Raw genomic sequence first — 21,793 nt, 5'->3', positions numbered from 1 at the left:
GTTGATTACCCTTCCTCTGAGAAGGAAACGACCTCTGCATCCTTCCACAGACGCTCCAGGTTGTAAAACTCACGATCTTCACGATGGAACACATGAATCACGACGTCACCCAGGTCAACTAGCACCCAACGTCCTTCGTCAGCGCCTTCGATCCCGCGGACATTCGTACCGCTTTTATGAGCCTGATCGCGAATTTCTTTGACGATCGCCTGTACTTGACGCTCATTGTTCCCATGGCAAATCATAAAATAGTCTGCGATGACAGATAGATTTTTAATATCCAACACCATCAGATTCTCTGCCTTCTTGTCCTCAGCAGCTTTCACGACCAAACGAGCCAAATCTTCTACTGTTTTAACCATTAAACCCTCCTACTCTTCCTTTTCGGGAAATCAAGTCGTTATATGCCAATAGCGTTAACGGAAATACCGTCTTTTGCTTTTCTATCAAAAAATGCATTGTACTACCTAGCGCGAGAGCCAACGCAGCATCCAGATCTTTTTCTGCTTGCTGGCGGATTTGCTCTACACCGGGAAAATTGCGGTTGGGTTCTATATAGTCTGCCACACAGACCACTTTTTCTAACAGAGTCATACCTGCTCTTCCAGTGGTATGGTAACGGACTGCCTGCAATATATCAGGGTCCGTAATGCCGAGGTCTGTCTGGATGACGATCGCTCCAGCAAAAGCATGCCAAAGCTCTTTCTCCCCTTCCAGCAAATCAGTCGGCATATCGTGGCGCACGAGAATTTCAAACATCTTGTCAACAGGCCAGCACTTGCAGTAATCGTGCAGATATCCTGCCAGCTCCGCCTTCGCTGGATCGGCACCGTAGCGTACGGCTAGCTCCTTGGCCGATTTGGCAACTCCGAGTGTATGCTCATACCGTTTATCGTGCATTTGCGCCCGCACCAAAGCGAGCAGCTCCTCCCGATTGCTCCATTCATTCATAGAATCGGTTCTCCTTTATATAACGCTCGACGGAACGAGGGACCAAGTATCGAATACTTTGTCCTGCTGCTGCTTTCGTCCGAATGAGCGTGGAAGAAATATCCCAGACAGGCATCTCGACGAAGGTCACATTTTCATTGGATACACGATCTACTTCCGAACCTGGTCTCGCCAAGCCGATAAAACGAATCATCCGACTTAACTCCTCGAAACGATACCATTTCGGCAAGATTTCCACCATGTCTCCCCCAATGATAAAGGAAAACCGGCAGTCAGGAAACTGCTCCACCAGCTGCACGATCGTGTCGTACGTATAAGAAGGACCTTCACGCCTGAGCTCCACATCGATCACCCGAAACGATTCGTGGTCCGCGACAGCCAGCTCCACCATTTGCAGGCGTGTGGTTGCGGAAGTAAGGCTGACCCTTGTTTTATGCGGTGGAATATGCGTGGGCATGAACCACACCTCATCCAATCCAGCTTGCTCTCTCGCTTGCTCTGCGGCGAGAAGATGGCCGCAATGGATGGGATCAAAGGTCCCCCCCATAATTCCTACATGTTTGATCCGTTCGTTCATGACATTTGTTTACGGCAGCTTGATCGTCTTGTTTTCCCGTGATTCTTTATACAGTACAACAGTATGCCCGATCAGCTGTACCAATTCCGCTCCAGCACCTGCCGCCAAATCTTCCGCGACTTCATGCTTGTCGTCATTGTTGTTTTGCAAAATCGCTACTTTGATCAATTCGCGTACTTCCAACGCCTCTTTGATCTGGGTAATCATATTTTCATTTACGCCACCTTTTCCTACTTGAAAAATAGGGGTAAGATGGTGTGCTTCTGCGCGCAAAAAGCGCTTTTGCTTGCCGGTCAACATCGGCATGCCTCCTCTTTTATTCCGTGGTATGGTATCATTCTGCTGTTTTGGTCAATTGTTGCAGGACGGTGTCTCTCATGACTTCCGTCGGTGCTTTCTTTCCTGTCCATAGCTCAAACGCCAGCGCTCCCTGATTGACGAACATCCCTACACCTGAATGGACACGAGCGCCAATGGCTTTTGCCTCACTGAGTAGCTTTGTCTCCAGCGGATTGTAAATCAGGTCACTGACGATTAAGCGATCGTGCAGCCATTCACTAGGGACTGGCATTTCGTTTACATTCGGGAGCATCCCGATCGAAGTCGTATTGATCAAAAGAGAAGCATCTGCAATCGCTTCTTTCCCTTCTCCTTGTTCCACGATTCGGGTGGAAACGATGGATTGCAGCGACTCAGCGAGAATCGTCGCTCTTTCACGGGAACGGTTGATAATGCGAATTTCTTTTACGCCTTTTTCTGCAAGGGTAAAAGCGACCGCACGTGCAGCTCCTCCCGCCCCTACCATCGTGACTATCTGCTGGTCGAGCTCTATTCCTGTCTCCTCCACGAGAGAACGCACATACCCCATACCATCCGTGTTGTAGCCGATCAGGCGGCCATCATTGATCACAACAGTATTCACGGCACCAATGCGTTTGGCCAGCGGGTCAATCTCATCGAGCATTGGCATGATCGCGACCTTGTGAGGAATGGTCACGTTGATACCCTTTAGACCCAGTGCGCGAATACCCGCTACGGCATCCTCCAGGCTGTTTGATTCTACATCAAAGGCCACATAAGCATAGCCCAGTCCTGTTTCTGAAAATGCGGCATTATGCATCATTGGCGATTGTGAATGGGAAACCGGATGTCCGAAAAGACCAACCAGTTGTGTTTTACTCGTAATCATGATGCTCTCCTACCCCCTAATGGCTCTCTTTTGTAGCACGCAAGGAACAAGGGCGGCGCTATTCTCTTTGGAGGAGCTAGATCAGCCCTTTTCTTATCCCTACGCTGACGCCTTTTGGCGCATGAACCACGACGCTCGCGTCATGCTTGCCTTGCAGGCTAACCCAGCCCAGTCCCGATATGACAATGTCCGTCGTTCCTGTCGGCCTAATTTTAAACGTATGCTTGATAAATGGCGGTAACGCTTTTGCTGCTTCCTCGCCAGTCGGTGGGACAAGCAAGCTGCCATGGTGCTTCTCCATGACTTCATCGGCTTTATCCAGCTTGGTACGGTGGATGTACATATCGTTATCCACATAAACGATGAATGGCTGACGCTGCCCTTGTACGAAATCGATGCGGGCAAGGCCACCCAAAAAGAGCGATTGTCCGTCATTCAGCTGATACACCTTGGAGTTAATCCGGCTATTTGGCGTAATTTTACGCAAATCTGCTGGAGGAATCATGTGACCGATCTGGTCTCGATTAATAATTCCCGGAGTATCAAAAATGAAGCGACCGTCTTCCAGTGGAATCTCGATCTTGTCCAGCGTTGTACCTGGGAACGGAGAAGTCGTGATTTCCAGCTCAGCTGCCCCGTAATCGTGCAAAATGCGGTTAATCACGGTGGACTTCCCGACATTGGTCACCCCGACAATGTAAACGTCGCGACCTTTTCGCAGCTCGCCGATACGGGCAAGCAACTCATCGATATGCTGGCCTTTTTGCGCACTGATCAAGACGACATCCTCAGGACGAAGACCGCGTTCCTTGGCTTCGTGCTGCATCCAGTTGCGCACACGATTGAGATTGATATTGCGCGGGAGCAGATCCACTTTGTTGCCCACGAGCAAAATTGGGTTTTTTCCAACAAAACGCGGCAAGCCCTTTAGCCATGAGCCTTGGAAATCAAAGATGTCTACGACCATGACAACCAGGGATTGTGTGGAACCGATTCCATCCAGAATCCGCAAGAAATCATCATCCCCCATGTTGACAGGGGCTACTTCATTGTAATGCTTGATACGATAACAACGCTGACAAATCACGACTTTCCTGTCTAGCGCTGACGGGGGCGCAAAGCCCGGCCGTTTCGCATCTTCCGTCTGAATCATAATACCGCAACCGGCACAGGAAACAGACGATTGTTCCATCATGCTTTTCTCCTCCACGAAACCATTCCTTTCCGCTCCATCCAAATAAGGGCCAAACGTTCCATCTGACGGTTGAAACGAGTCCAAAAACCATCCGTCTGGGCAACCGGGACGACCAAAATGGTATGAAACCCGAGCCGATTTCCTCCCAGCACATCCGTAAACAATTGATCGCCAATCACAACCGTCTCGGCAATCGTGACATTCATCTGCCGCACCGCCTGCAAAAAGGCCCGGTTCGTAGGCTTACGAGCCGCACTAATAAACCCGAGATTGAGTGGATTGCAGAACCGATCAACACGCTCCTTGTTGTTATTAGAGACGACAGTGACCTGAATGCCTGCGTCATGCAAGCGTGCAAGCCATTTCTCGACCTCGGGAGTAGCAAGCGGCCTGTCCCATTCAACGAGCGTATTATCCAGATCTGTAATCACTGCGCGAATCTTATTTCGTTTCAATTGATCTATATCAATGTGGTGGATCGAGTCCACGAACTGATTGGGCATCAGCTTCTGTAAAAGCACGGGGCACCTCCAAATGATGTGAAGCATTCAACCGCGATTTCGGCACCTACTATACCATAATGGACCACTCTGTTGCAAAAGAAAAAGCGGTAGCCCTGCTTGCATTTGGAATCTAATCCTTGTAGAATGGAATTACTAAGAAAACTGTTTTTGTTTATTTAGTTTTCTGCAAGTGCAACGGGTAAGGAGGCGGTGCTTTATCAAAGACAGGATCATGCGTGGTTTTATCGAGGAGATTCGGGAAAAGGGCATGAAATTTTCCATGGACGATTTGGCCCGCAGACTCGGAATCAGCAAGCGAACGCTCTATGAGCATTTTTCTTCGAAGGTGGAAATATTGGAGACCATCATCGAGCACACGTTTGAGGAAGCGGATGAAAAGACGAAGCGGATCGTGGAAGACGAAGCCATGACGCTCATCGAAAAAATAAGAGCGGTCATGATGGTATTACCGACTCACTATGAGTTTTATGATTTGCGCATTCTCGAACAAATGAAACGATACTATCCTGAACAGTATGCGATCGTGAACACCCAACTCTCTGATGACTGGGCCATGCTGCGCCAGTTGATTGAGCAGGGGATTCGGGAAGGTCTCATTATCAACATGAACGTGACGCTCATGATGAAGCTGATTATCGATGCGTGCAATTCGACCCTCGACCAGCGATTCTACACCAAAAATCAAATTACGATGCAGCAGTCTCTCGAAGCAATCGCCGATTTATTGCTGTATGGCCTGGTGCCAGTGGATAAAAGATAATTCTTTTATTCCCTTTTTTTACGAAAACTATTTAAACGCTAATAGTTTTCGTAGTGACACAACTTTCTTTAGAGGTGAATACCCATGACATTCTTTCCGAAAATGACCAAATCACAACGGATCGGACTTCTTTTCGTCATTCTGATCTTGTTTATTGACATGATGCTCTATAGCCTATTAATTCCCATCGTCCCGTATTTTACGGAAACGCTGCAGCCTTCCTCGACGATGATGGGGATATTATTTAGCAGTTACGCAGTAGCCATGCTGATCGCGACTCCTATTTTCGGCCCGATATCTGACCGTATCGGTCGTCGCATCATGCTGTTGATCGGCCTGATTGGGCTTGCTTTGTCTACGATACTCTTTGCTTTTTCTGACTCACTGGCGCTATTGATCACTGCCCGCTTTGTACAGGGGCTAGCTGCCGCTGCCACCTGGCCGACCGCTCTGGCTTTACTGGCCGATCTATTCCCGCCTAAAATGCGCGGTGCCATTATGGGGATCGCTTTGACTGCTATCTCCACAGGAACATTGTTGGGTGCTCCAATCGGTGGCTGGTTATTCGAAGCGAGCGGTCATCGTACTCCGTTTTTGGTAGCAGCTGCTTTTACTGTGATTAACCTTGTACTAGTCTACTTTTTCCTCAAGGATGAGTCTTCCAGAAGCGAAAGCGAAAAGCTGCAGGTAGGCGGTTTCTTGCGTCATCCACAGGTCGCCTTTATCGCTGGTGTTGTCCTGCTCGCAGAAATCTCCCTGTGCCTGCTGGAGCCTACGCTCCCAGTCTTTTTGACTGAGAAGCTGAGTATTACGCCAGCTACAATCGGCCTGTTATTCGCCATCATGACGCTCGCTTACGGGCTCATTGCTCCTGTCGCTGGCTCGCTGTCAAGCCGCGTCAACCCGTTTACACTCATGTTTGTCGGTATCATCTCCCTGGCCGTTTTCATGCCGTTTTTGGCGTTGGCTGAAACACTCTGGCAGTCTGCACTGGCCATGGCGCTCGTAGGTGCCAGTGTCGGCTTTACCCTCTCCCCTACACTCGCCACCTTGGGAGAAATCATCGATCGTGGGGGAAGTGGCGCATACGGAACAGCGTATTCCCTGTTCAACATGTTTCACGGTGTCGGGATGGTCGCAGGTCCGCTTGCCGGGGGAATTCTGACAGACGTATTGCCAGCATCTGCAGCGATCATCATTGTCGCCGCGAGCGTTTTCAGCTTTGGCATTCTGATGTACGTCATGCTCAGATTCAAGCAAAACAGTCTCACCCGATCGGCTGGTAAAGAAATGAAAATGTAAGAGACGACAAATCGACGAAACCCCCGTGCTACTCATCCAGCACGGGGGTTTTTTACTTTATGGCTTAGGTTTTTTCGTTTTCAGTCTGTTCATTTTGCCTGACTTCCATTAACCGCTTGACGGTTTCTTTGGGCGTCCAGCATTGGAATTGATAATCGGGTCTTGTCTCATACGCTAGTCGAGAGCAACGGTACGTGACATTCCCAGTGATCTTTTCCACGCGAAAGTGTATACAGGTCGCGCAGCAATGAAACGGATTATGCCCTTCCATCAGCTACTCCCCCTATCTTCCCTGCTTCCAGGGAAACATCGACAGCTGCTCATAACGCTCCTGCTGAGGCTCCGCAAAGTTAGAGAAGCCCACCCCAACTAGTCGCACTCCTGGCGCATAATCAAAGACATCGAGTAAATCGTCCAGAAGATCCTGCCAATTGGCATCTGCCATCGCTTTGTGCTGCTTCGTTCTCTGCGTGAAGTCTGCGTACTTGATTTTCAACGTGATGGTCTGGGGTATGACACCTTCTTGACGAATGTCTTCCTCGACTTCTCGCAATAAGGAGCTCGCTATCGGTGCTATCGATTCACGATCATAAAGGTCAAAGGGTAGCGTGGTTTCACGGCTCAGCGACTTGGGGGAGCGGTCTGTCACGATCTCCCGATTGTCTTCTCCCCTGGCTCGATGGTACAAAGAACGTCCCATTTTGCCAAATAGCTGAATGACTTCCTCCAGCGATAACTGCCAAAAGTCCTCTACTGTCTCAATCCCTTTTTTGGCAAGAAGTTCTTGCGACTTTTTCCCGACGCCGTTCAAAGTACCGATCGGCAAAGGTCGCAGCACGTCCAGAGCCTGCTCCGGTCGGATAATGACAAACGCATCCGGCTTTTTCAGATCACTTGCGATCTTGGCCAACGACATGTTGTAGGAAAGTCCGATACTACATGTCAGACCTGTCTCTTTACGCACACGTCTTTTGATTTCCCGTGCTATTGGGACGGCATTCTCGTAATCCGATACGTCCAGATAGGCTTCATCCAGCCCAACCGTCTGATAGCTCTCCGTATAGGAGGAGAAAATCTCGCGAATCTCTGCTGACTTTTCCACATATCTGGCATACCGAACGGGCAAGAAGATCCCTTGGGGGCATTTTTTACGTGCCAGTGCAATCGGCATAGCAGATCGAACTCCGAACTTGCGGGCCTCGTAGCTGCAGGTGGACACAACACCACGGTTACCTGTGCCTCCGACGATGGTCGGTTTTCCACGCAGCTCTGGTCTGTCCAGCTGTTCGACACTGGCGAAGAAAGCGTCTATATCCATGTGCAGGATTTTCTTCATAAGCGAACGACCACCAAACATACATTCTCGTATGGTTGTATTATCTCTATTTTTCGCCTCCTGCGCAAGGTGCAGACGCCTATTGAGCAAACTTCAGAAATTTTTCCAAGTAATGTCAATACTCAGGTTTCCGATAGGTCTTTCCTTCCTCATTACCTTTTCTTTCGTTGCGAGTTCTGGCTTGCGGAAACAGACAAGATCCTCGTGATACCCAAAGCTTCGGCATATTTCAGGGCGAACCGTATGTATCCCACATCGATCCTTGTGCAAATCATAGAATATGCACGTACCAAAAAATCTCGGTTGATTTTCTAGCTCTTCACGGATCTTTCGTGGCATGGATTTGATCTTCTTTTGTATTTTTGTAAGCTCTTTCTCCGTGATTGGAACAGGACCACAGCATAGACCTTTACAACCTTCACAAGGTAATGTATCCATCTACTGTACAACCCCTCGAAATGTTCTTTAGCGATGATTTTCTTACAGAACATTATGTAAGGGCTGAATGAATTTGTAAATAATTAAATATTCTACTATATCACAAAACAAAAATATCGTCAACGTACTTTTGAATACTTGAAAGATGCTACTTGGACAAGACCTGCAACAGCTCGGATACTGGCGGATTCCCTTTTTTGGCGTAGAGGATTGTCCCGTTTTTACCAATGATGTAGACGATCCGCTGTTGAAAGAACAGCCCCAGGATTTTGCCGACGTCATACGCCTGACGAATAGTCTGGTCCGCATCCACAAGTAACGGAAAACGATAACCAAACTTACCAGCAAACGATTGCTTCTTTTCTAGCTCTGCAGGATTTACGCCAAATACCACGGTGTCCACGTGCTCAAAATCAGCATAATTGTCTTGTACGGCGCACAATTGTTTGGTACATACCGGGGTGTCGTCTCCAGGATAAAAGATCAAGACGATATTCTTTTTGCCTACATAATCACGCAGATCGATCGGACCCAGCGTGCTGTTCGCTTGAAATAGCGGGGCTTTTGTACCTGTCTGCAGCATATTTACCACCTCTTCGCAGTCATGACAATCATTATTACCCACTAGTATACCTTTCCTGCAGACAAAGAAAAACCGCTCTACTAGCTAGCAGAGCGGTTTTGTTCTCTCTATTTTGTTTGCAGCTTTTTTTGTTTCACTTTCGCGACAAACGCCTCTGCCACCTTCAGCATATCGCTGTCATGGCCCCACATGCGCTCTGGATGCCATTGTAAGCCGACATGCAGCCCGTTTGTGCTCTCAATCGCCTCGATAACACCGTCAGCCGCGCTGCCTGTCATCGTAAAGCCAGGAGCGACGTCTTTTACCGCCTGATGATGCGAAGTGTTTACCAGAATTTCCGACTTGCCGATCGCATCTGCGACAAACCCTGGCTGGAGTGTGACTTTATGTGCGCCGTATTGGCGTGACCCTTTTTGTGCGTGTTGGAATGCTCCCGGTACTTGTCTCGGAATATCCTGAATCAGCGTACCTCCGCAAGCTACATTCAGAATTTGCATCCCCCGGCAAATGCCGAGAATGGGCTTTTTCAACTCGAGCGCCAGCTTGATGACCTCAAGCTCTGCCACATCCCGCTCATACTCTATATTCCCCAGCCCTTGCAAAGGCTCCTCCCCGTATAAATGCGGTGCAGGGTCATCGCCACCCGTCAAAATCAAACCGTCGAGCGACTCGATCATGGCTCGAAATGGTGCATCCGGGTTCGTCAGCAACGGCAGGATGAGTGGGATGCCGCCGCAGCGAGCGATCCCTTCTACATAGCCTGATCCAACGTAAAAGTACTGGTCGAGATTGTTATCCGGGAAATACATCTTCGTACACGCCACACCGATTATCGGACGCACACACGTCACTCCCTATTTTTATTTCTTTTCATTGGATGCGTATTTGAAGTCAATGAATCCGAGCGCGTCGACTACAACATCTTTTACGCTGTCTTGCTTCACCCATGCATAGGTGTAGTAGTAGATTGGCAAAGCAGGCATCTCATCCATAACGATGGCGTCCGCTTTTGTGAGGATCTCATTGCGCTTCGCTACGTCGCCTTCTTTAGCAGATTGGGCCAAGAGGTCGAGGAACTCTTTGTTTTCCCATTTTGAGGTGTTCAGACCGCCTTTGAACACTTCCAGGAAGTTGATCGGATCGTTGAAGTCACCGATCCAGCTACCGCGACCAATCATGAAGTTGCCTTCTTTCATTTGTTCACGGTGTACTTTATTTTCTTTATTCACCAGTTTGACTTCGATGCCGAAAGCTTTTCTCCATTGATCCTGGATGACCGTCGCGATACGTTGGTTCGCTTCAGTCGTATTGTAGGCAATGGTGAGCTCAGGCAGCTTGGTCAAGCCTTCTTCCTTCATACCTTCTGCGAGCAATTTCTTCGCCGCTTCTACATCACCATCTTTGATGTAGCCATTCGGGTTCAGCGTCATCGTCGGAGGCAAAATTCCCAACGCTGCCGTACTCTTGAACGGAACGACACTCTCGGTAATTTCCTTACGATTGACCGCAGTGGCGAAAGCCTGGCGAATTTTCTTGTTGTCGAAAGGTTTTTGTGTCGTGTTAAAAATGTACCAGTAGGTTCCTGCTGTCGCCTGCGAGTGCATTTTTCCCGAATCTTTCAAGGCATCGAGTGCGTCGAGCGGTAGATCACCCAATGGGGAGCCCGCCCAGTCCAAATCCCCGTTATCGAACATCGCCAATTCGGTGTTGGCATCTTCAATCATATTCACGGTGAGTTTGGACAGCTTAACGGAATCTTTGTCCCAATACGTGTCGTTTTTCGCAAATTCGATCTTGGACTTGTGCTCCCAAGTCTTCAGAACGAATGGACCGTTTCCTACATAGGTCTCAGGCTTGGATGCCCAATCCTTGCTCGCTTCCACTGCTTTTTGATTCACTGGGAAGTACGTGACAGAAGCGACTAGCTCTGGGAAAAATGGTGCTGGGTTTTCCAGTGTTACGACCAGTGTTTTGTCATCCGTCGCCTTGACGCCGACATCTTCTGCTTTTGCTTTCTTCGAGTTGTACGCTTCCCCGTTTTTCAGGTAGTACATTTGATACGCGTAGGAAGATGCTGTTTCCGGGTTCAGCACTCGTTTCCAAGCGTATTCAAAGTCATGCGCAGTGACCGCGTCTCCATTCGACCACTTCGCATCACGCAGATGGAAGGTATACGTGAGTCCATCTGGTGCTACTTCGTACTTCTCTGCGACCGCCTCTTTCAGCTCGCCCTTTTCATTCAGGCGCAATAGGCCATCAAATGCTGCACGGGCAACAGACATCGAAGGGATATCTTCTGCCAGTCCAGGGTCGATCGTGTTAGGCTCACCTGTGCTCAGGTTGACCTGCATCGTTTGCGGGGTGGCTTGTCCGGACGCTGCTGAAGGCGTCTCCCCCGGCGTACTTCCTTGAGGTGTGCCACAGCCGGCAAAAGCCAAGCTCGTCAGTAGCACCGCACAAAATGATAGTCTTTTAAATCTTTTCATGAAAAAAACCCCCGTCTCTGGAATATTCCTTCTTGATTGTTAGGAGCATGACTAAATAATATTATCTTGAGAAAATTTTGTCTACACGAAAAAGGAGATGGAGCAAATGCTCTCTAATCTATCCACCCAAATCTCGCAGCTCGTCGAAAATGCAGGCGGCGAATGGGGCATCTATCTGGAAGATTTACACACAGGTGAAAAACTGACGTTTCAAGAGCATCAACGCTTTTATGCAGCGAGCGTTATCAAAGTACCGATCATGACCGCCGTGTTCGCTGAAGCTTACGCGGGCAACATCGCATTGGAGCAGACAATCAAGCTGCGTCGCGAAGACTTGGTGGGCGGTGCTGGCGTACTGCAGCACATGACTCCGGGTACAGAATTGACGGTTCAGGATCTGGTCACACTGATGATCATCCAAAGCGATAACACAGCTACCAACATCATGATCGATCTGGTCGGTACAGAGAGCATTCGCAACGCCATGAAGAAAACGGAAATGGTCAACAGCCAGTTCTACAACAAGCTGATGGTCGTGCCTGCTGAGCTGGAAGGCTACAACGAGATCACTGCCGCAGATATGGGGGCGCATTTCCGCTATTTGGCTACTGGGAAGGTCCTCTCGTATGACAGCTGTCTGAAAATGATGGCGATCTTAAAGCAACAGCAGCACAGAGACCGCATTCCTAAGCATTTCCCAGATCCGGACGGCGATTTCATCGGTATGGTTCCCAAATGGGAATTCGCCAATAAAACAGGCTCTGTGACAAAGATTACCCATGATACAGGCATTCTTTTCATGGGCTCCCACGCCGTCACGATCTGCCTGCTCAACAAAGGGCTTGAGCAGAAGCCAGCTGCCGATGTGATGGCCGAAATCGGACGCCTCGTTTACGATTTGTATCAGCAAGCATAGTCTTTTTTGGACCCGCCATCGCTCTTTGGCGGGTCTTGTTTTTCGAGTCGTTTTCGATGGGCGAAAAAGCGGGCGCCCCTCTCTGAGATCCGATTGAGAGAAACACCCGCTTTCCTTATTGGATTATTTTTCCAAAATCAACTTAGAAACATTCCATGCACTCGAGAAAGAGAGCTCAGACAATTGTCCCTGACCCTCACACCAGTCACCTGCAAAGAACAGGTTGCGGTAATCTGGCAAGCTCGTGGGCATTGGCTTTTGGTTCATGGTCCACTTGATCTCCTGCACGATTGCACGAGTGGAGACACGTGGAACAACCAACTGCTCACGCCAGCCGGCAAAGTGTTTGTCGTACACAGCTTCGATCTCCAGCTTACGTTGTTCGGCCATTTCTTTGTTCCCCACTTCCGACTGACGCATGTAAGCAGTCGCCTGCAGCAGCTGTCCGCCTTCTGGAACACAAGTCTGGTCATAGTAGGAGATGTCCGTGATAAAGATGTTGTTTTGCTTGTCGTAAATATAAGAATATGGAACATCGATCCGTTCTTTCAGACCGATATCATACACGACTACGACAGTAGGCTCATACTCGGCGTGTTGGGCAATCGCATGCTCCAGGCGCGTTTCTGCAAACACCTTGACCATCTCTTTCGGCGGAATACAGCTGATGAATTCGTCTGCCGTAAACTCGCCCTCCGGCGTTACCACTCCCACTACGTGATCCTCTTCTACGTGGAACTTCTCTACCTTTGTTTTCGTCAAAATAACGCCATTGTTCGCCTCGATGACGCGGACAAATTCGTTGATCAGAGCTTGCCAGCCTCCGCCGATATACGCTACTGGCTTGTTCGTCTTAAACAGACGGCTGTAGTACGAAAAGAATACGTCTGAAGGGATTTTTTCCGGTTCACGTGTGAAGAAGTTGGAGGATGCCAGTGTCAGCATCATTTCTTGGACTTCCTCGTTCACATTTTTCTTTTCCATCCATTTTTGAATGGACATATGTGGATGCCCGGTTTCCATTCTCAGCATCGTTTTCAAGATTTCAAACGTAAACAATACTTTGTCCAAGCCTTTCAACAGCTTTGTCTGAAACAGCCCTTGTACGTTGGCTGGAACCGCTGTCAGATCGTTCCCGATATCGTACTTAGCTTTGGTCGGATTAAAGTCTTGCCAATCAATGTGAAGGTCCAATTCTTTTTCAAACGTTCTCAAAACGGAGCTGTCCCGGGCATAGATCGCATGGGCACCAAAGTTGAAGTTGAATCCTTTGATCTTCAACGTTACGGCACGACCACCTAATTGTCCGCGCTCCAATACTGCTACTTTTTTGCCTTTCGACGAAAGATAGGCGGCACTGGAGAGACCAGCAAGTCCTCCGCCTACAATAACAACGTCATAGTGATTGGTTGTCATACACAATCTCCCCTACGCTACTCTCAATGTTGTAACCTGGTTCAAACCCTCTCCTAGAATAAGGGATGTATCACATGGAAGTCAACTATTATTGAACTGTGTCTATTTTTATACTGGTCGATACCAATAATTTCCTTATGCATCACATGCTATAATGGGGTCAAATCTGTAGAAGGGTGTTTTCGATGATGACTATCGCTTCTCCCATTCCCGCCCAGCCCACTCTGCCAGCGTCGTTACCCGGTATTCGGGAGACCAACGAGCCGCTCATCCCTCTCAAGCAGTATGCCCCTGTGATTCACGTATATCCAGCTTATTATCATGAAGGCTTACCTGGTTCGATGTCTGATTGTCTCGTACGACAATCCGTCGTTGAGCGATTATTACGTGCGGCCAGCGTATTACCTGTGGACCATCGTCTGGTTGTTTTGGATGGTTGGCGGCCATTAGAAGTGCAGCAATCCTTGTATGATCGTTTAAAAAACCAGCTTCTCGAACAAGGCTGGACGGAGAGTGATGCTTTCTATGAGGAGCTGCATCGCTATGTCGCCCGTCCCACCAATAATCCAGCACGGCCGCCCCGCCATTTGACCGGTGGCGCTGTCGACCTTACGATTACAGGACCTGACGGGTGGCTCGACATGGGTACACTTTTTGATGATTTCAGCGAACGTGCCAGTACCCGTTTTTTTGAGTTATATGAGCCTGCAGAGAATTATGAGCTGCGAATCCGAGACAATAGGCGAATGCTCTATCATGCCATGATTCATGCCGGGTTTACGAACTATTCGGATGAATGGTGGCATTTTGATTTTGGAAACCAGGCCTGGGCTGTCGTGACGGGAGCACCTATCGCTGATTACGGTGGCATTTTACACGGGACGTGAGGACGCAAAAAAGCAGGGGTTACATTCCCCTGCCAATCCTGTTCTTCTAGTTCTGTTCGTTTCTTCGTGTCATTTGCTGCCAGACTGTCCCACTGGCAGCTTCTCCGCTCTCGATTCGCTCCACAGCCATCTGCACCTGCAGACTTACTTCGAATTCCAGATCATGCTGGGCTGCACGCAGAGCAGGGAGCGCGGTCTCATCCCCGACTTCAAATAGGAAGCGTGCCGCACGCCAGCGCACCAGCTTGTTGCGATCATGCAGCGCCTCACACATGGATGCCGTCGCCCGAGGGTCGCCCAGATCGGATAGGGTGTCTCCAGCCGTACGTCTGACGGAAACGGAGTCGTCCTTTAGTGCTTGGAAAAGCAGCGGGAAGACTGCGTCTCCTCCTACCATCCCCAAATAGACAACCGCCAGTCTGCGGATTGACGATTTTGAATCACCGAGCGCTTTTTCCAACACTGGAAGATCTTCCTCTGTAGGCTCCATACGATCCAATGCAGCATACCGATTTTGCCAGTCTGGATCATCCAGCATGTCCAGGGTAACGATTTTCTTTTCGCGGACAACCGGAGCAGGAGCTTCACCTTCGCCGAGCTGCAAGGCACGCTCGACCAGTTCTTCCACACGCTCATCTGGATAGGAAGCCACGATTTCCTGTGCGACTTCTTCCCCGATCTCTCTCAGGTCACCATAGCGTACTCCATGCTCCAACCACTTGCGCTCCATGATCAGATTCGGTGATGCTGAGCCTGCTCGCATCGCTGCCTGCCCGAATCTCTCTGGCAGGGCTGCCCGGATTTGCTCCGTCCCCATCGTGACTTTCACCTGCATGGGTACTTCCCGAAACATTTGAATGAATACTTGCGCCTCGCCAAATGCCGCTCCTTCCGTCGCAGCCAAGATCGGTACAGCCGTCCCCTCACCTGCCTGGAGAATCTCACGGGACTGAGTCAAGATGCGTTGCCAATCTGCATTTGATTTGCGCTCCAGAGCTAAGAAATCGGCGGTATGAAAGATCGAGGTGACGCCTTCAATTGCCAGTAGCTTCCCCATGATTTCTGGGAATTTCGCTACATTCTCTTTTGTATAGACATGTTGGACACCATCTGGTAGACGCTCGTCAACGTTGAGTTTCATCACGTTTGGACTCGGCGTAGGTTCGATGGACAACAGTTTCATGATTCGTCACTCCTTTTTCCGCACTCCTGTGTAGATCTTCTTTATCGTAGCACGGATTCGAACCTCATATCCAATCTGACGTGCACCTGTGAACAGTTTGCAAGCTTACAGTGGCAGCTTGTAATAATCGTTTGCCGACTTGACGACAAAGCCACACGATTCATATAGACCCAATGCGCTACTATTTTCGCTTGCGACCTCTAGCGACATTTCCTCGTAGCCTTTTTCCCTGATAAAGTGAATGGCTCGCGCCAACGCTCGGCGGCCGTATCCTTTCCCTTGATGATCAGGATGAACGCAGAATCCAAAAATGAACCCTTTCCCTTCCGAGATGTTGGTACTGAGCTTTCCGACTGGTTGATCGTCTACCAATATCAAATAAGTCGTCGAGCTAGACTCCACTTCAATTCTTTTGCTCATCTCACGTGCTCGGTCTTCCTCCATCTGAAAGCCATGGACATTCAACCAAATCAAGGTCTCTGAATCTTCCTTACCAGCAATGCGCATCTCGATATAAGCAGGTGCAGTGGTAGTCTTTTGCCCATCGAAATCCATCCAATACTCTGAAAAATCGTACGTTGCCCCGAATTTCTCCATACACGCTTTACCTGACAGCGACTCCCTTTGGACGATGAACAACTGATTCGGTATGCTTCTCTTCTCGCATTCTTCGGCGGCACGAGTCTGCAAGGCACGGAAAATTCCTTTTCGACGATAGTCCGGATGCACCATACTACTTACTTCTGCTTCTTGGCCATGAAACACGAAGAGCCCCAAAAAGCCAACCAGTTGCCCATCCTCATAGCACAGAAAATCTTCGGTATGCTCGCCGGAACGATTGCCCAGCATATCCGGATTTACTTTGAGATCGATTCCATCATGATCGTTGCACACATTCACCAATTGTTTCACTTCAGCCAGCTCTTCTACTGACAGCTTGCTCGTTCCAAGTAACTCATATCCCATTCCTTCAAATCCCCCTAGAAATAATGTCGTTTCATTTCAGCAACCATTTCCTCCAAATTGTTCGCGACCTGCGGAATCGAGTATCCTATGTAAAGGGGTGAAGTGACAAAGCGTGGAACCACTTTTGCGACGAGCTTTTCTCCCCACCGGTAAAAGAAGAAATTGTAGCTCAGGCAACGGCGATTGACATGGTGGAGAATCCAGTGCGCCAAGATTTGCAGGTACTCCGCCATCCTTGGCAACCCTTCCCAATCGGATAGAATCACATTGTACTCAAAGAAGCCTGCGCGTGGATGCGTCGACAGTGTGCACTCCACTCCCCGTCCACGGTCGATGAGAATTCCAGCAAAATCACTTTCCTTTACTTGACTGCGATAATCGTATTCATTCAAGCCAACAATTTGCATATGCGGATGGCGGATGCTCCCGCCTGAATACGGGCCGTGATTCTTAAAAAAGAGCACGGATTGAAACTCTCCACTCTTTTCCAGCTCCATCCATTTTTCTACACCAAATGCGAGCAGATCGTGCACATGTTCCTTCGAATAGAGGGACCAATCCCCTTCACAATCATCCGACTCAATCAAAACGGTCTGATAGGTATCTTGCAAAACCGGATATTTGTTCATCAGCCAGATCATGGACCCACGCTGCTCCAGCACATTGGTGAGGCTGTTCGTGTCGCAAAAAGGACAAGCGGTTTCTCGGTTAATTACGCTCTCCGGTTTTTTTCTGCCAATGTGCATGTTAAAGTGCAAATGAGTCTGCGTCATCCAAGTGTCCCTCCTAATTGCCACCTCCTTCCACTTTACACGGAAATCAGGTGAAAATCATTTCGTTTTTTCTCTTCACTATTTTTATGTAATTATCTTCACAAAAGTAAGTATAAACGTTACGATATGCTTATTGAAACAAGTTTCACGAGGAGGTCTCTCATGATTGACGTACGAAAAGCAGGATCGCGTTATACTGCTGATCACGGCTGGTTAAAAAGCAACTTCAGTTTTTCCTTTGCTGATTATTATGATCCCGACAATATGGGATTTGGACCCTTGCGTGTATTCAATGACGACAGGGTAGCGCCCCAAACCGGTTTTGGCTCTCACCCGCACCGGGAAATGGAGATCGTCTCTATCGTCCTCCAAGGACAGCTCGGCCATCGAGACAGCACGGGACGTCAAGAGGTCGTTCGCCCTGGTGAGGTACAACGAATGAGTGCGGGCACAGGCGTCGTCCACTCAGAGATGAATCCGTCTGCTACAGAAGAAGTAAAGTTTTTGCAGCTCTGGTTTGAACCGGCGCAATATGGATTGACACCTTCCTACGAGCAAAAAGCGTACGAACCTGCGAAACTGCTCAACCAGCTTCTTCCTGTCGTATCGACGGAAGGTGGCGAAGAGATTGCCAAAATCCATCAAGACCTGACGCTGTACCTCTCTCGCCTGGAGGCTGGACAGACGATTTCTTTTGAACAAAATACCCAGAGACGCACGTACCTTTTCGTCATGGAAGGTGAACTACTACTCAATTCGGACACTTCCCTCGCAACACGGGATTCCGCACGAATCACTTCGACGACTAGCCTGGAGATCAACGCGAAGAGCAACGCCTATTTCATGCTAATTGATTTACCATAAGCTCCCGTTCCGCGAACATTTTTTCTGATAGAGACGTAGCCTATTTTTATTTCAATGGGCTGCGTTTTCTTTTTTTATCTCAAAGGGATCGCATACAATGGTAGTAGTGAAGCTGGAAAGGTGTTGGATGAAATGGAAAGATCTTTTTATTATCCGGTCAGCTGGAGCGAAGCCCACAAATATAAATTACTGCTCGACCAGGAAGGTGTCCCGTACGAAATTCAATCCCCGTTAGATTTACCTATTTTGGAAAAAGGCCATCTGGCGATCGTCTTTCCCTCGATCCCCCTTCGCATGTACGCATGGGTGAGAACCTTGTTTTATCGGGACGGCCTGCGCTATCCAGACAAGTACTCAGTCGATTTCGGAGCACGCTAAATCCTTCGCACAGGTACGGCTTTTGGCCACTCACATAGGATAGGGTAGAACCATATCCCGATCATCCTTGGGAGGTGACGATAATGCCGGCATATAACATTCGCATATCGATCGCAAACCTGCGTCTGGATCTGTTTGATGGTCCTCAGTTGGTCCGTTCCTTTCCAGTCGCATTGGGTAAAATAGCAACGTCAACTCCACACGGCGACTTTACCATTGTAAATAAAGTACCTTATCCCGATTCCTACCCCGGCGGTCCCTTGAGTGTTTTCGGTACCTATTGGCTCGGATTAAGCAAGCCTCACTATGGCATACACGGCACCAACAATCCTTCCTCCATCGGCAAGTACGTATCCCACGGCTGCATCCGCATGTTCAATCAAGATGTGAATACGTTGGCCAGCCTTGTCCCTATCGGCACACCTGTCAGAATAAGAGCACAGTAGGCGAACCCCCGGTTTAGCTGGCACCTTCATTCTAAACTCACACCCGAATGAACAGCAAAAGACCCGCCTACTACCCGAGGCGGGCCTTTTTCACATGAGTCGCGAGTTCTTTTCATCCGTTGTTTCTGCTTCTTCTTCACTAGAATCAAAATACACTAGATATCTTCTGGCTTGCTTGTACATGATAGACAACGTCAGTTCCCTTATCTTGTTCATTACTACATCTCTTTGATCTGGTTGAAGCTCTACGGCGAGCTTCTCTTCTTGCTGGGCTAAATAAGCCATTACCCATTCAGGGTCCAACTTGTAGGCAGGCAAACGACAGCGACTCCTCTACTAAGTAATCTACTTAAGTCTACAGAAGCCGGCAGTCATTTCACAGCCACAATTACTGGCTACATACACAGAGATTGGCACAACAGTAGGGACTTATTGGGGCTCCCAACACACAAATTCACTAGGGTGGCTGCGAATGTACATGCGAGCATCGTCAGACGCTGATTACGAGAACTCCTGACGAGTGTACGCGATCCAACCAGCTCTGTTTGCATCCCATCAAACCGCTCTTGATTCATCTCTATTACCATCAGATCACGCTCCCCTGAAAGAAGTATACATGAAAAACCCCCAAACGAGATTCTCTCACTCATTCGGGGGTGGAAAAAACTCACTTTCCTTGTTCCAGTTCTTCGATCATCGCGGAGAGCTCTGCCCAGCGCTCAATTGCAGCTTCCAGTGCAGATGCTACTTGTTGTTCTTCGGCGTACAGCTTCTCCACTTTTCCGTAGTCGCTTCCTGAAGCTGCGATCTCTTCCTTCAGCTTGACGCTGCGATCTTCTAGTGATGCGATCTTTCCTTCGATCTCATCCCATTCCTTTTGATCTTTGTAGGAGAGCTTTTTCGTGCGGTTGTTCCCGCGGTTGGCACTACTGCTCTCACTCTTGTCGTTTGTCTCCGAGACTGCCTGTGTGGGAACTGCCTTTTCTTCTCGTTGCTCATCCAAATACTCAGAGTAATTGCCCGTAAAGTGGCGAATTTTCCCCTGGCCTTCAAAGGCAAACAAGTGGTCAACTGTTCGATCCAGGAAGTAGCGGTCATGGGAAACCGTAATGACTGCCCCTGGGAATTGCTCCAGATAGTCTTCCAGAATACTGAGCGTCTGTATATCCAGATCATTTGTCGGCTCATCCAGAAACAGCACATTCGGCTCGCCCATCAACGTACGAAGCAAATAAAGTCGGCGGCGCTCTCCACCGGAAAGTCTGGATATCGGGGTATACTGCATGTGCGGTGAAAAGAGAAATCGCTCCAGCATTTGCGAAGCTGTAATCGCTTCTCCGTCGTTGGTATGAATGACTTCTGCCGCTTCTTTTACATACTCAATCACGCGCAGCTTTTCATTCATTTCTACGCTGTCTTGCGTGTAGTAGGCGATCTTGACGGTCTGCCCCACATCGATCGTTCCCTCATCCGGCTCCAATCTTCCTGCCAGCATATTGAGAAGAGTGGATTTTCCGCTGCCGTTTGGACCGATAATACCGACACGGTCTCCTGGCAGAACAATATAGCTGAAGTCTTGAATGAGCTTGCGGTCGCCATAAGCCTTGCTGATGTTTTCCAGTTCGATGACCTTTTTGCCTAATCGACTAGCCCCCAACGCCATATCCATTTTGGCTGCCGGGCCTTCCACGACACGATCGCGCAACTCCTCTGCCCGCCCTACACGCGCTTTTTGCTTGGTCGTCCGAGCCTTCGCTCCACGCCGCAGCCAAGCTAACTCCCTGCGCAACAGGTTTTGACGTTTGCTCTCTGCCGCCGCTTCGTTTTCTTCCCGCTCTGCTTTTTTCTCCAAAAACGTCGCGTAGTTGCCTTCGTAGCTGTAGAGCTTGCCCCCGTCCAATTCAAACGTCCGGTTTGTCACACGGTCCAGGAAATAACGGTCATGCGTCACGAGCAGTAATGCCCCTTTATATCGGGACAAATACTCCTCCAGCCACTCTACCGTTTCATTGTCAATGTGGTTTGTCGGCTCATCCAAAATCAACAGATCTGCCGGTTGAATCAGAGCACGCGCCATAGCGACCCGTTTTCTTTGCCCTCCAGACAGTTCCCTTACCTTTTGGGTAAAATCGTTCAAGCCCAGCTGCGTCAAAATCATTTTTGCCTGCGTATTGCTCTCCCAAGCATCTGCTGCGTCCATCTTGGTCTGCAACGAAAAGACGCGCGATTGCTTTTTCTCGTCGTCTGGAGAAGTCTGCAGATCAGCTAATGCTTCTTCGTATTCACGCAAAAGCTGGATCAAGGGGGAGTCTCCGTAAAATACTTGGTCCAAAATGGAGGAATCCTCATCGAAGCTCGGATTTTGTGGCAAATACTCGACGTGGAACCGATTGGCGTGCACAAGCTTTCCGCTATCTGATGTGTCGAGCCCCGCGATGATTTTCAACAGGGAGGACTTCCCGGTGCCATTTACACCGATCAAACCAATCCGCTGTTGTTCGGCGATATGAAAAGAAATGTTATCGAACAGTACTTTCTCTCCATAGCTCTTGGAGAGGTTCTCAACAGATAATATTTGCATGGTAGTCACCTGTACTTTTCTATTTGCCTGGATGCAAATGAA

Annotated in this window: 26 protein-coding genes; 7 read left to right on the top strand and 19 right to left on the bottom strand. The window is 49.0% G+C overall.

All coding sequences use genetic code 11. The features are described from left to right. Positions 1-5: 5 nt before the first annotated feature. The 7 genes from rsfS to AN963_RS03765 form a co-directional block, all read right to left on the bottom strand. Entirely contained in the window at positions 6-362 is a 357-nt protein-coding gene (gene rsfS / locus AN963_RS03795) for a ribosome silencing factor (RefSeq protein ID WP_055743219.1), read from the bottom strand. After that, positions 355-951 (bottom strand): bis(5'-nucleosyl)-tetraphosphatase (symmetrical) YqeK, encoded by a 597-nt coding sequence (yqeK, locus tag AN963_RS03790; protein ID WP_055743218.1) that lies wholly within the window; start codon positions 949-951, stop codon positions 355-357. Before yqeK ends, rsfS begins: the two co-directional genes overlap by 8 nt. Further along, entirely contained in the window at positions 944-1,528 is a 585-nt protein-coding gene (locus tag AN963_RS03785) for a nicotinate-nucleotide adenylyltransferase (protein WP_055743217.1), read from the bottom strand. Before AN963_RS03785 ends, yqeK begins: the two co-directional genes overlap by 8 nt. 9 nt (positions 1,529-1,537) lie before the next feature. Then, positions 1,538-1,828, bottom strand: coding sequence for a ribosome assembly RNA-binding protein YhbY (gene yhbY, locus AN963_RS03780; RefSeq protein ID WP_055743216.1), 291 nt, complete (start codon positions 1,826-1,828; stop codon positions 1,538-1,540). Between the two features lie 34 nt (positions 1,829-1,862). Continuing rightward, complete coding sequence (locus AN963_RS03775; protein WP_055743215.1) at positions 1,863-2,717, bottom strand: shikimate dehydrogenase; 855 nt, start codon at positions 2,715-2,717, stop codon at positions 1,863-1,865. 76 nt (positions 2,718-2,793) lie between these two features. Further along, positions 2,794-3,912, bottom strand: coding sequence for a ribosome biogenesis GTPase YqeH (gene yqeH, locus AN963_RS03770; protein WP_055743214.1), 1,119 nt, complete (start codon positions 3,910-3,912; stop codon positions 2,794-2,796). Next, on the bottom strand, positions 3,909-4,433 hold the full coding sequence (locus AN963_RS03765; RefSeq protein ID WP_055743213.1) for a YqeG family HAD IIIA-type phosphatase: 525 nt from the start codon (positions 4,431-4,433) through the stop codon (positions 3,909-3,911). The genes yqeH and AN963_RS03765 overlap by 4 nt, the downstream gene beginning before the upstream one ends. Before the next feature lie 199 nt (positions 4,434-4,632). Here AN963_RS03765 and AN963_RS03760 point away from each other — a divergent pair, with 199 nt between their 5' ends. Both AN963_RS03760 and AN963_RS03755 read left to right on the top strand, forming a co-directional pair. Beyond that, on the top strand, positions 4,633-5,196 hold the full coding sequence (locus tag AN963_RS03760; RefSeq protein WP_055744436.1) for a TetR/AcrR family transcriptional regulator: 564 nt from the start codon (positions 4,633-4,635) through the stop codon (positions 5,194-5,196). Positions 5,197-5,280: 84 nt separating this feature from the next. Then, complete coding sequence (locus AN963_RS03755; protein WP_055743212.1) at positions 5,281-6,498, top strand: MFS transporter; 1,218 nt, start codon at positions 5,281-5,283, stop codon at positions 6,496-6,498. Between the two features lie 64 nt (positions 6,499-6,562). Here the strand turns inward: AN963_RS03755 and AN963_RS03750 are convergent, their stop codons facing one another. From AN963_RS03750 to AN963_RS03725, 6 genes are all read right to left on the bottom strand, one after another. Further along, on the bottom strand, positions 6,563-6,769 hold the full coding sequence (locus tag AN963_RS03750; protein WP_055743211.1) for a hypothetical protein: 207 nt from the start codon (positions 6,767-6,769) through the stop codon (positions 6,563-6,565). A gap of 12 nt (positions 6,770-6,781) precedes the next feature. After that, on the bottom strand, positions 6,782-7,834 hold the full coding sequence (locus AN963_RS03745; RefSeq protein WP_055743210.1) for a DNA polymerase IV: 1,053 nt from the start codon (positions 7,832-7,834) through the stop codon (positions 6,782-6,784). Positions 7,835-7,927: 93 nt separating this feature from the next. Then, positions 7,928-8,272: a YkgJ family cysteine cluster protein gene (locus tag AN963_RS03740; RefSeq protein WP_055743209.1), complete on the bottom strand. Its 345-nt coding sequence runs from the start codon at positions 8,270-8,272 to the stop codon at positions 7,928-7,930. Between the two features lie 148 nt (positions 8,273-8,420). Next, positions 8,421-8,855, bottom strand: coding sequence for a peroxiredoxin (locus tag AN963_RS03735; RefSeq protein ID WP_055743208.1), 435 nt, complete (start codon positions 8,853-8,855; stop codon positions 8,421-8,423). Positions 8,856-8,962: 107 nt separating this feature from the next. Next, positions 8,963-9,697: a gamma-glutamyl-gamma-aminobutyrate hydrolase family protein gene (locus AN963_RS03730; protein WP_055743207.1), complete on the bottom strand. Its 735-nt coding sequence runs from the start codon at positions 9,695-9,697 to the stop codon at positions 8,963-8,965. An 18-nt stretch (positions 9,698-9,715) separates the two neighbouring features. After that, entirely contained in the window at positions 9,716-11,341 is a 1,626-nt protein-coding gene (locus AN963_RS03725) for a peptide ABC transporter substrate-binding protein (RefSeq protein ID WP_055743206.1), read from the bottom strand. Between the two features lie 106 nt (positions 11,342-11,447). Here AN963_RS03725 and AN963_RS03720 point away from each other — a divergent pair, with 106 nt between their 5' ends. Beyond that, entirely contained in the window at positions 11,448-12,257 is an 810-nt protein-coding gene (locus AN963_RS03720) for a serine hydrolase (protein WP_055743205.1), read from the top strand. 123 nt (positions 12,258-12,380) lie between these two features. Here the strand turns inward: AN963_RS03720 and AN963_RS03715 are convergent, their stop codons facing one another. After that, positions 12,381-13,673: a phytoene desaturase family protein gene (locus tag AN963_RS03715; RefSeq protein ID WP_055743204.1), complete on the bottom strand. Its 1,293-nt coding sequence runs from the start codon at positions 13,671-13,673 to the stop codon at positions 12,381-12,383. A 185-nt stretch (positions 13,674-13,858) separates the two neighbouring features. Between AN963_RS03715 and AN963_RS03710 the strand changes: the two genes are divergently transcribed. After that, positions 13,859-14,560, top strand: coding sequence for a M15 family metallopeptidase (locus tag AN963_RS03710; protein WP_169791903.1), 702 nt, complete (start codon positions 13,859-13,861; stop codon positions 14,558-14,560). 46 nt (positions 14,561-14,606) lie between these two features. On the opposite strand, the gene AN963_RS03705 is transcribed toward AN963_RS03710, so the two are convergent. From AN963_RS03705 to AN963_RS03695, 3 genes are all read right to left on the bottom strand, one after another. After that, positions 14,607-15,743, bottom strand: coding sequence for a virulence factor (locus tag AN963_RS03705; protein ID WP_055743203.1), 1,137 nt, complete (start codon positions 15,741-15,743; stop codon positions 14,607-14,609). 105 nt (positions 15,744-15,848) lie between these two features. Beyond that, complete coding sequence (locus tag AN963_RS03700) at positions 15,849-16,709, bottom strand: GNAT family N-acetyltransferase (protein ID WP_055743202.1); 861 nt, start codon at positions 16,707-16,709, stop codon at positions 15,849-15,851. Between the two features lie 14 nt (positions 16,710-16,723). Then, positions 16,724-17,482 (bottom strand): DUF4931 domain-containing protein, encoded by a 759-nt coding sequence (locus AN963_RS03695; protein ID WP_055743201.1) that lies wholly within the window; start codon positions 17,480-17,482, stop codon positions 16,724-16,726. 162 nt (positions 17,483-17,644) lie between these two features. On the opposite strand from AN963_RS03695, the gene AN963_RS03690 reads away from it, so the two are divergent. The 3 genes from AN963_RS03690 to AN963_RS03680 all read left to right on the top strand — a co-directional run bounded on the left by AN963_RS03690 (position 17,645) and on the right by AN963_RS03680 (position 19,170). Beyond that, complete coding sequence (locus AN963_RS03690) at positions 17,645-18,346, top strand: pirin family protein (RefSeq protein ID WP_055743200.1); 702 nt, start codon at positions 17,645-17,647, stop codon at positions 18,344-18,346. A gap of 132 nt (positions 18,347-18,478) precedes the next feature. Beyond that, on the top strand, positions 18,479-18,724 hold the full coding sequence (locus tag AN963_RS03685; protein WP_055744434.1) for a hypothetical protein: 246 nt from the start codon (positions 18,479-18,481) through the stop codon (positions 18,722-18,724). 83 nt (positions 18,725-18,807) lie between these two features. Further along, on the top strand, positions 18,808-19,170 hold the full coding sequence (locus AN963_RS03680) for a L,D-transpeptidase (protein ID WP_055743199.1): 363 nt from the start codon (positions 18,808-18,810) through the stop codon (positions 19,168-19,170). 90 nt (positions 19,171-19,260) lie between these two features. Here the strand turns inward: AN963_RS03680 and AN963_RS03675 are convergent, their stop codons facing one another. Further along, positions 19,261-19,488: a hypothetical protein gene (locus AN963_RS03675; protein ID WP_055743198.1), complete on the bottom strand. Its 228-nt coding sequence runs from the start codon at positions 19,486-19,488 to the stop codon at positions 19,261-19,263. A 349-nt stretch (positions 19,489-19,837) separates the two neighbouring features. Beyond that, positions 19,838-21,751, bottom strand: a complete 1,914-nt coding sequence (locus AN963_RS03670; RefSeq protein ID WP_055743197.1) for an ABC-F family ATP-binding cassette domain-containing protein — start codon at positions 21,749-21,751, stop codon at positions 19,838-19,840. Positions 21,752-21,793 lie beyond the last annotated feature (42 nt).

This window comes from Brevibacillus choshinensis (assembly GCF_001420695.1).
In the GTDB taxonomy this organism is placed as follows: domain Bacteria; phylum Bacillota; class Bacilli; order Brevibacillales; family Brevibacillaceae; genus Brevibacillus; species Brevibacillus choshinensis.
The sequence above is the reverse complement of the archived record's forward strand: the minus strand, read 5'-3'. Positions and strand labels throughout refer to the sequence as shown.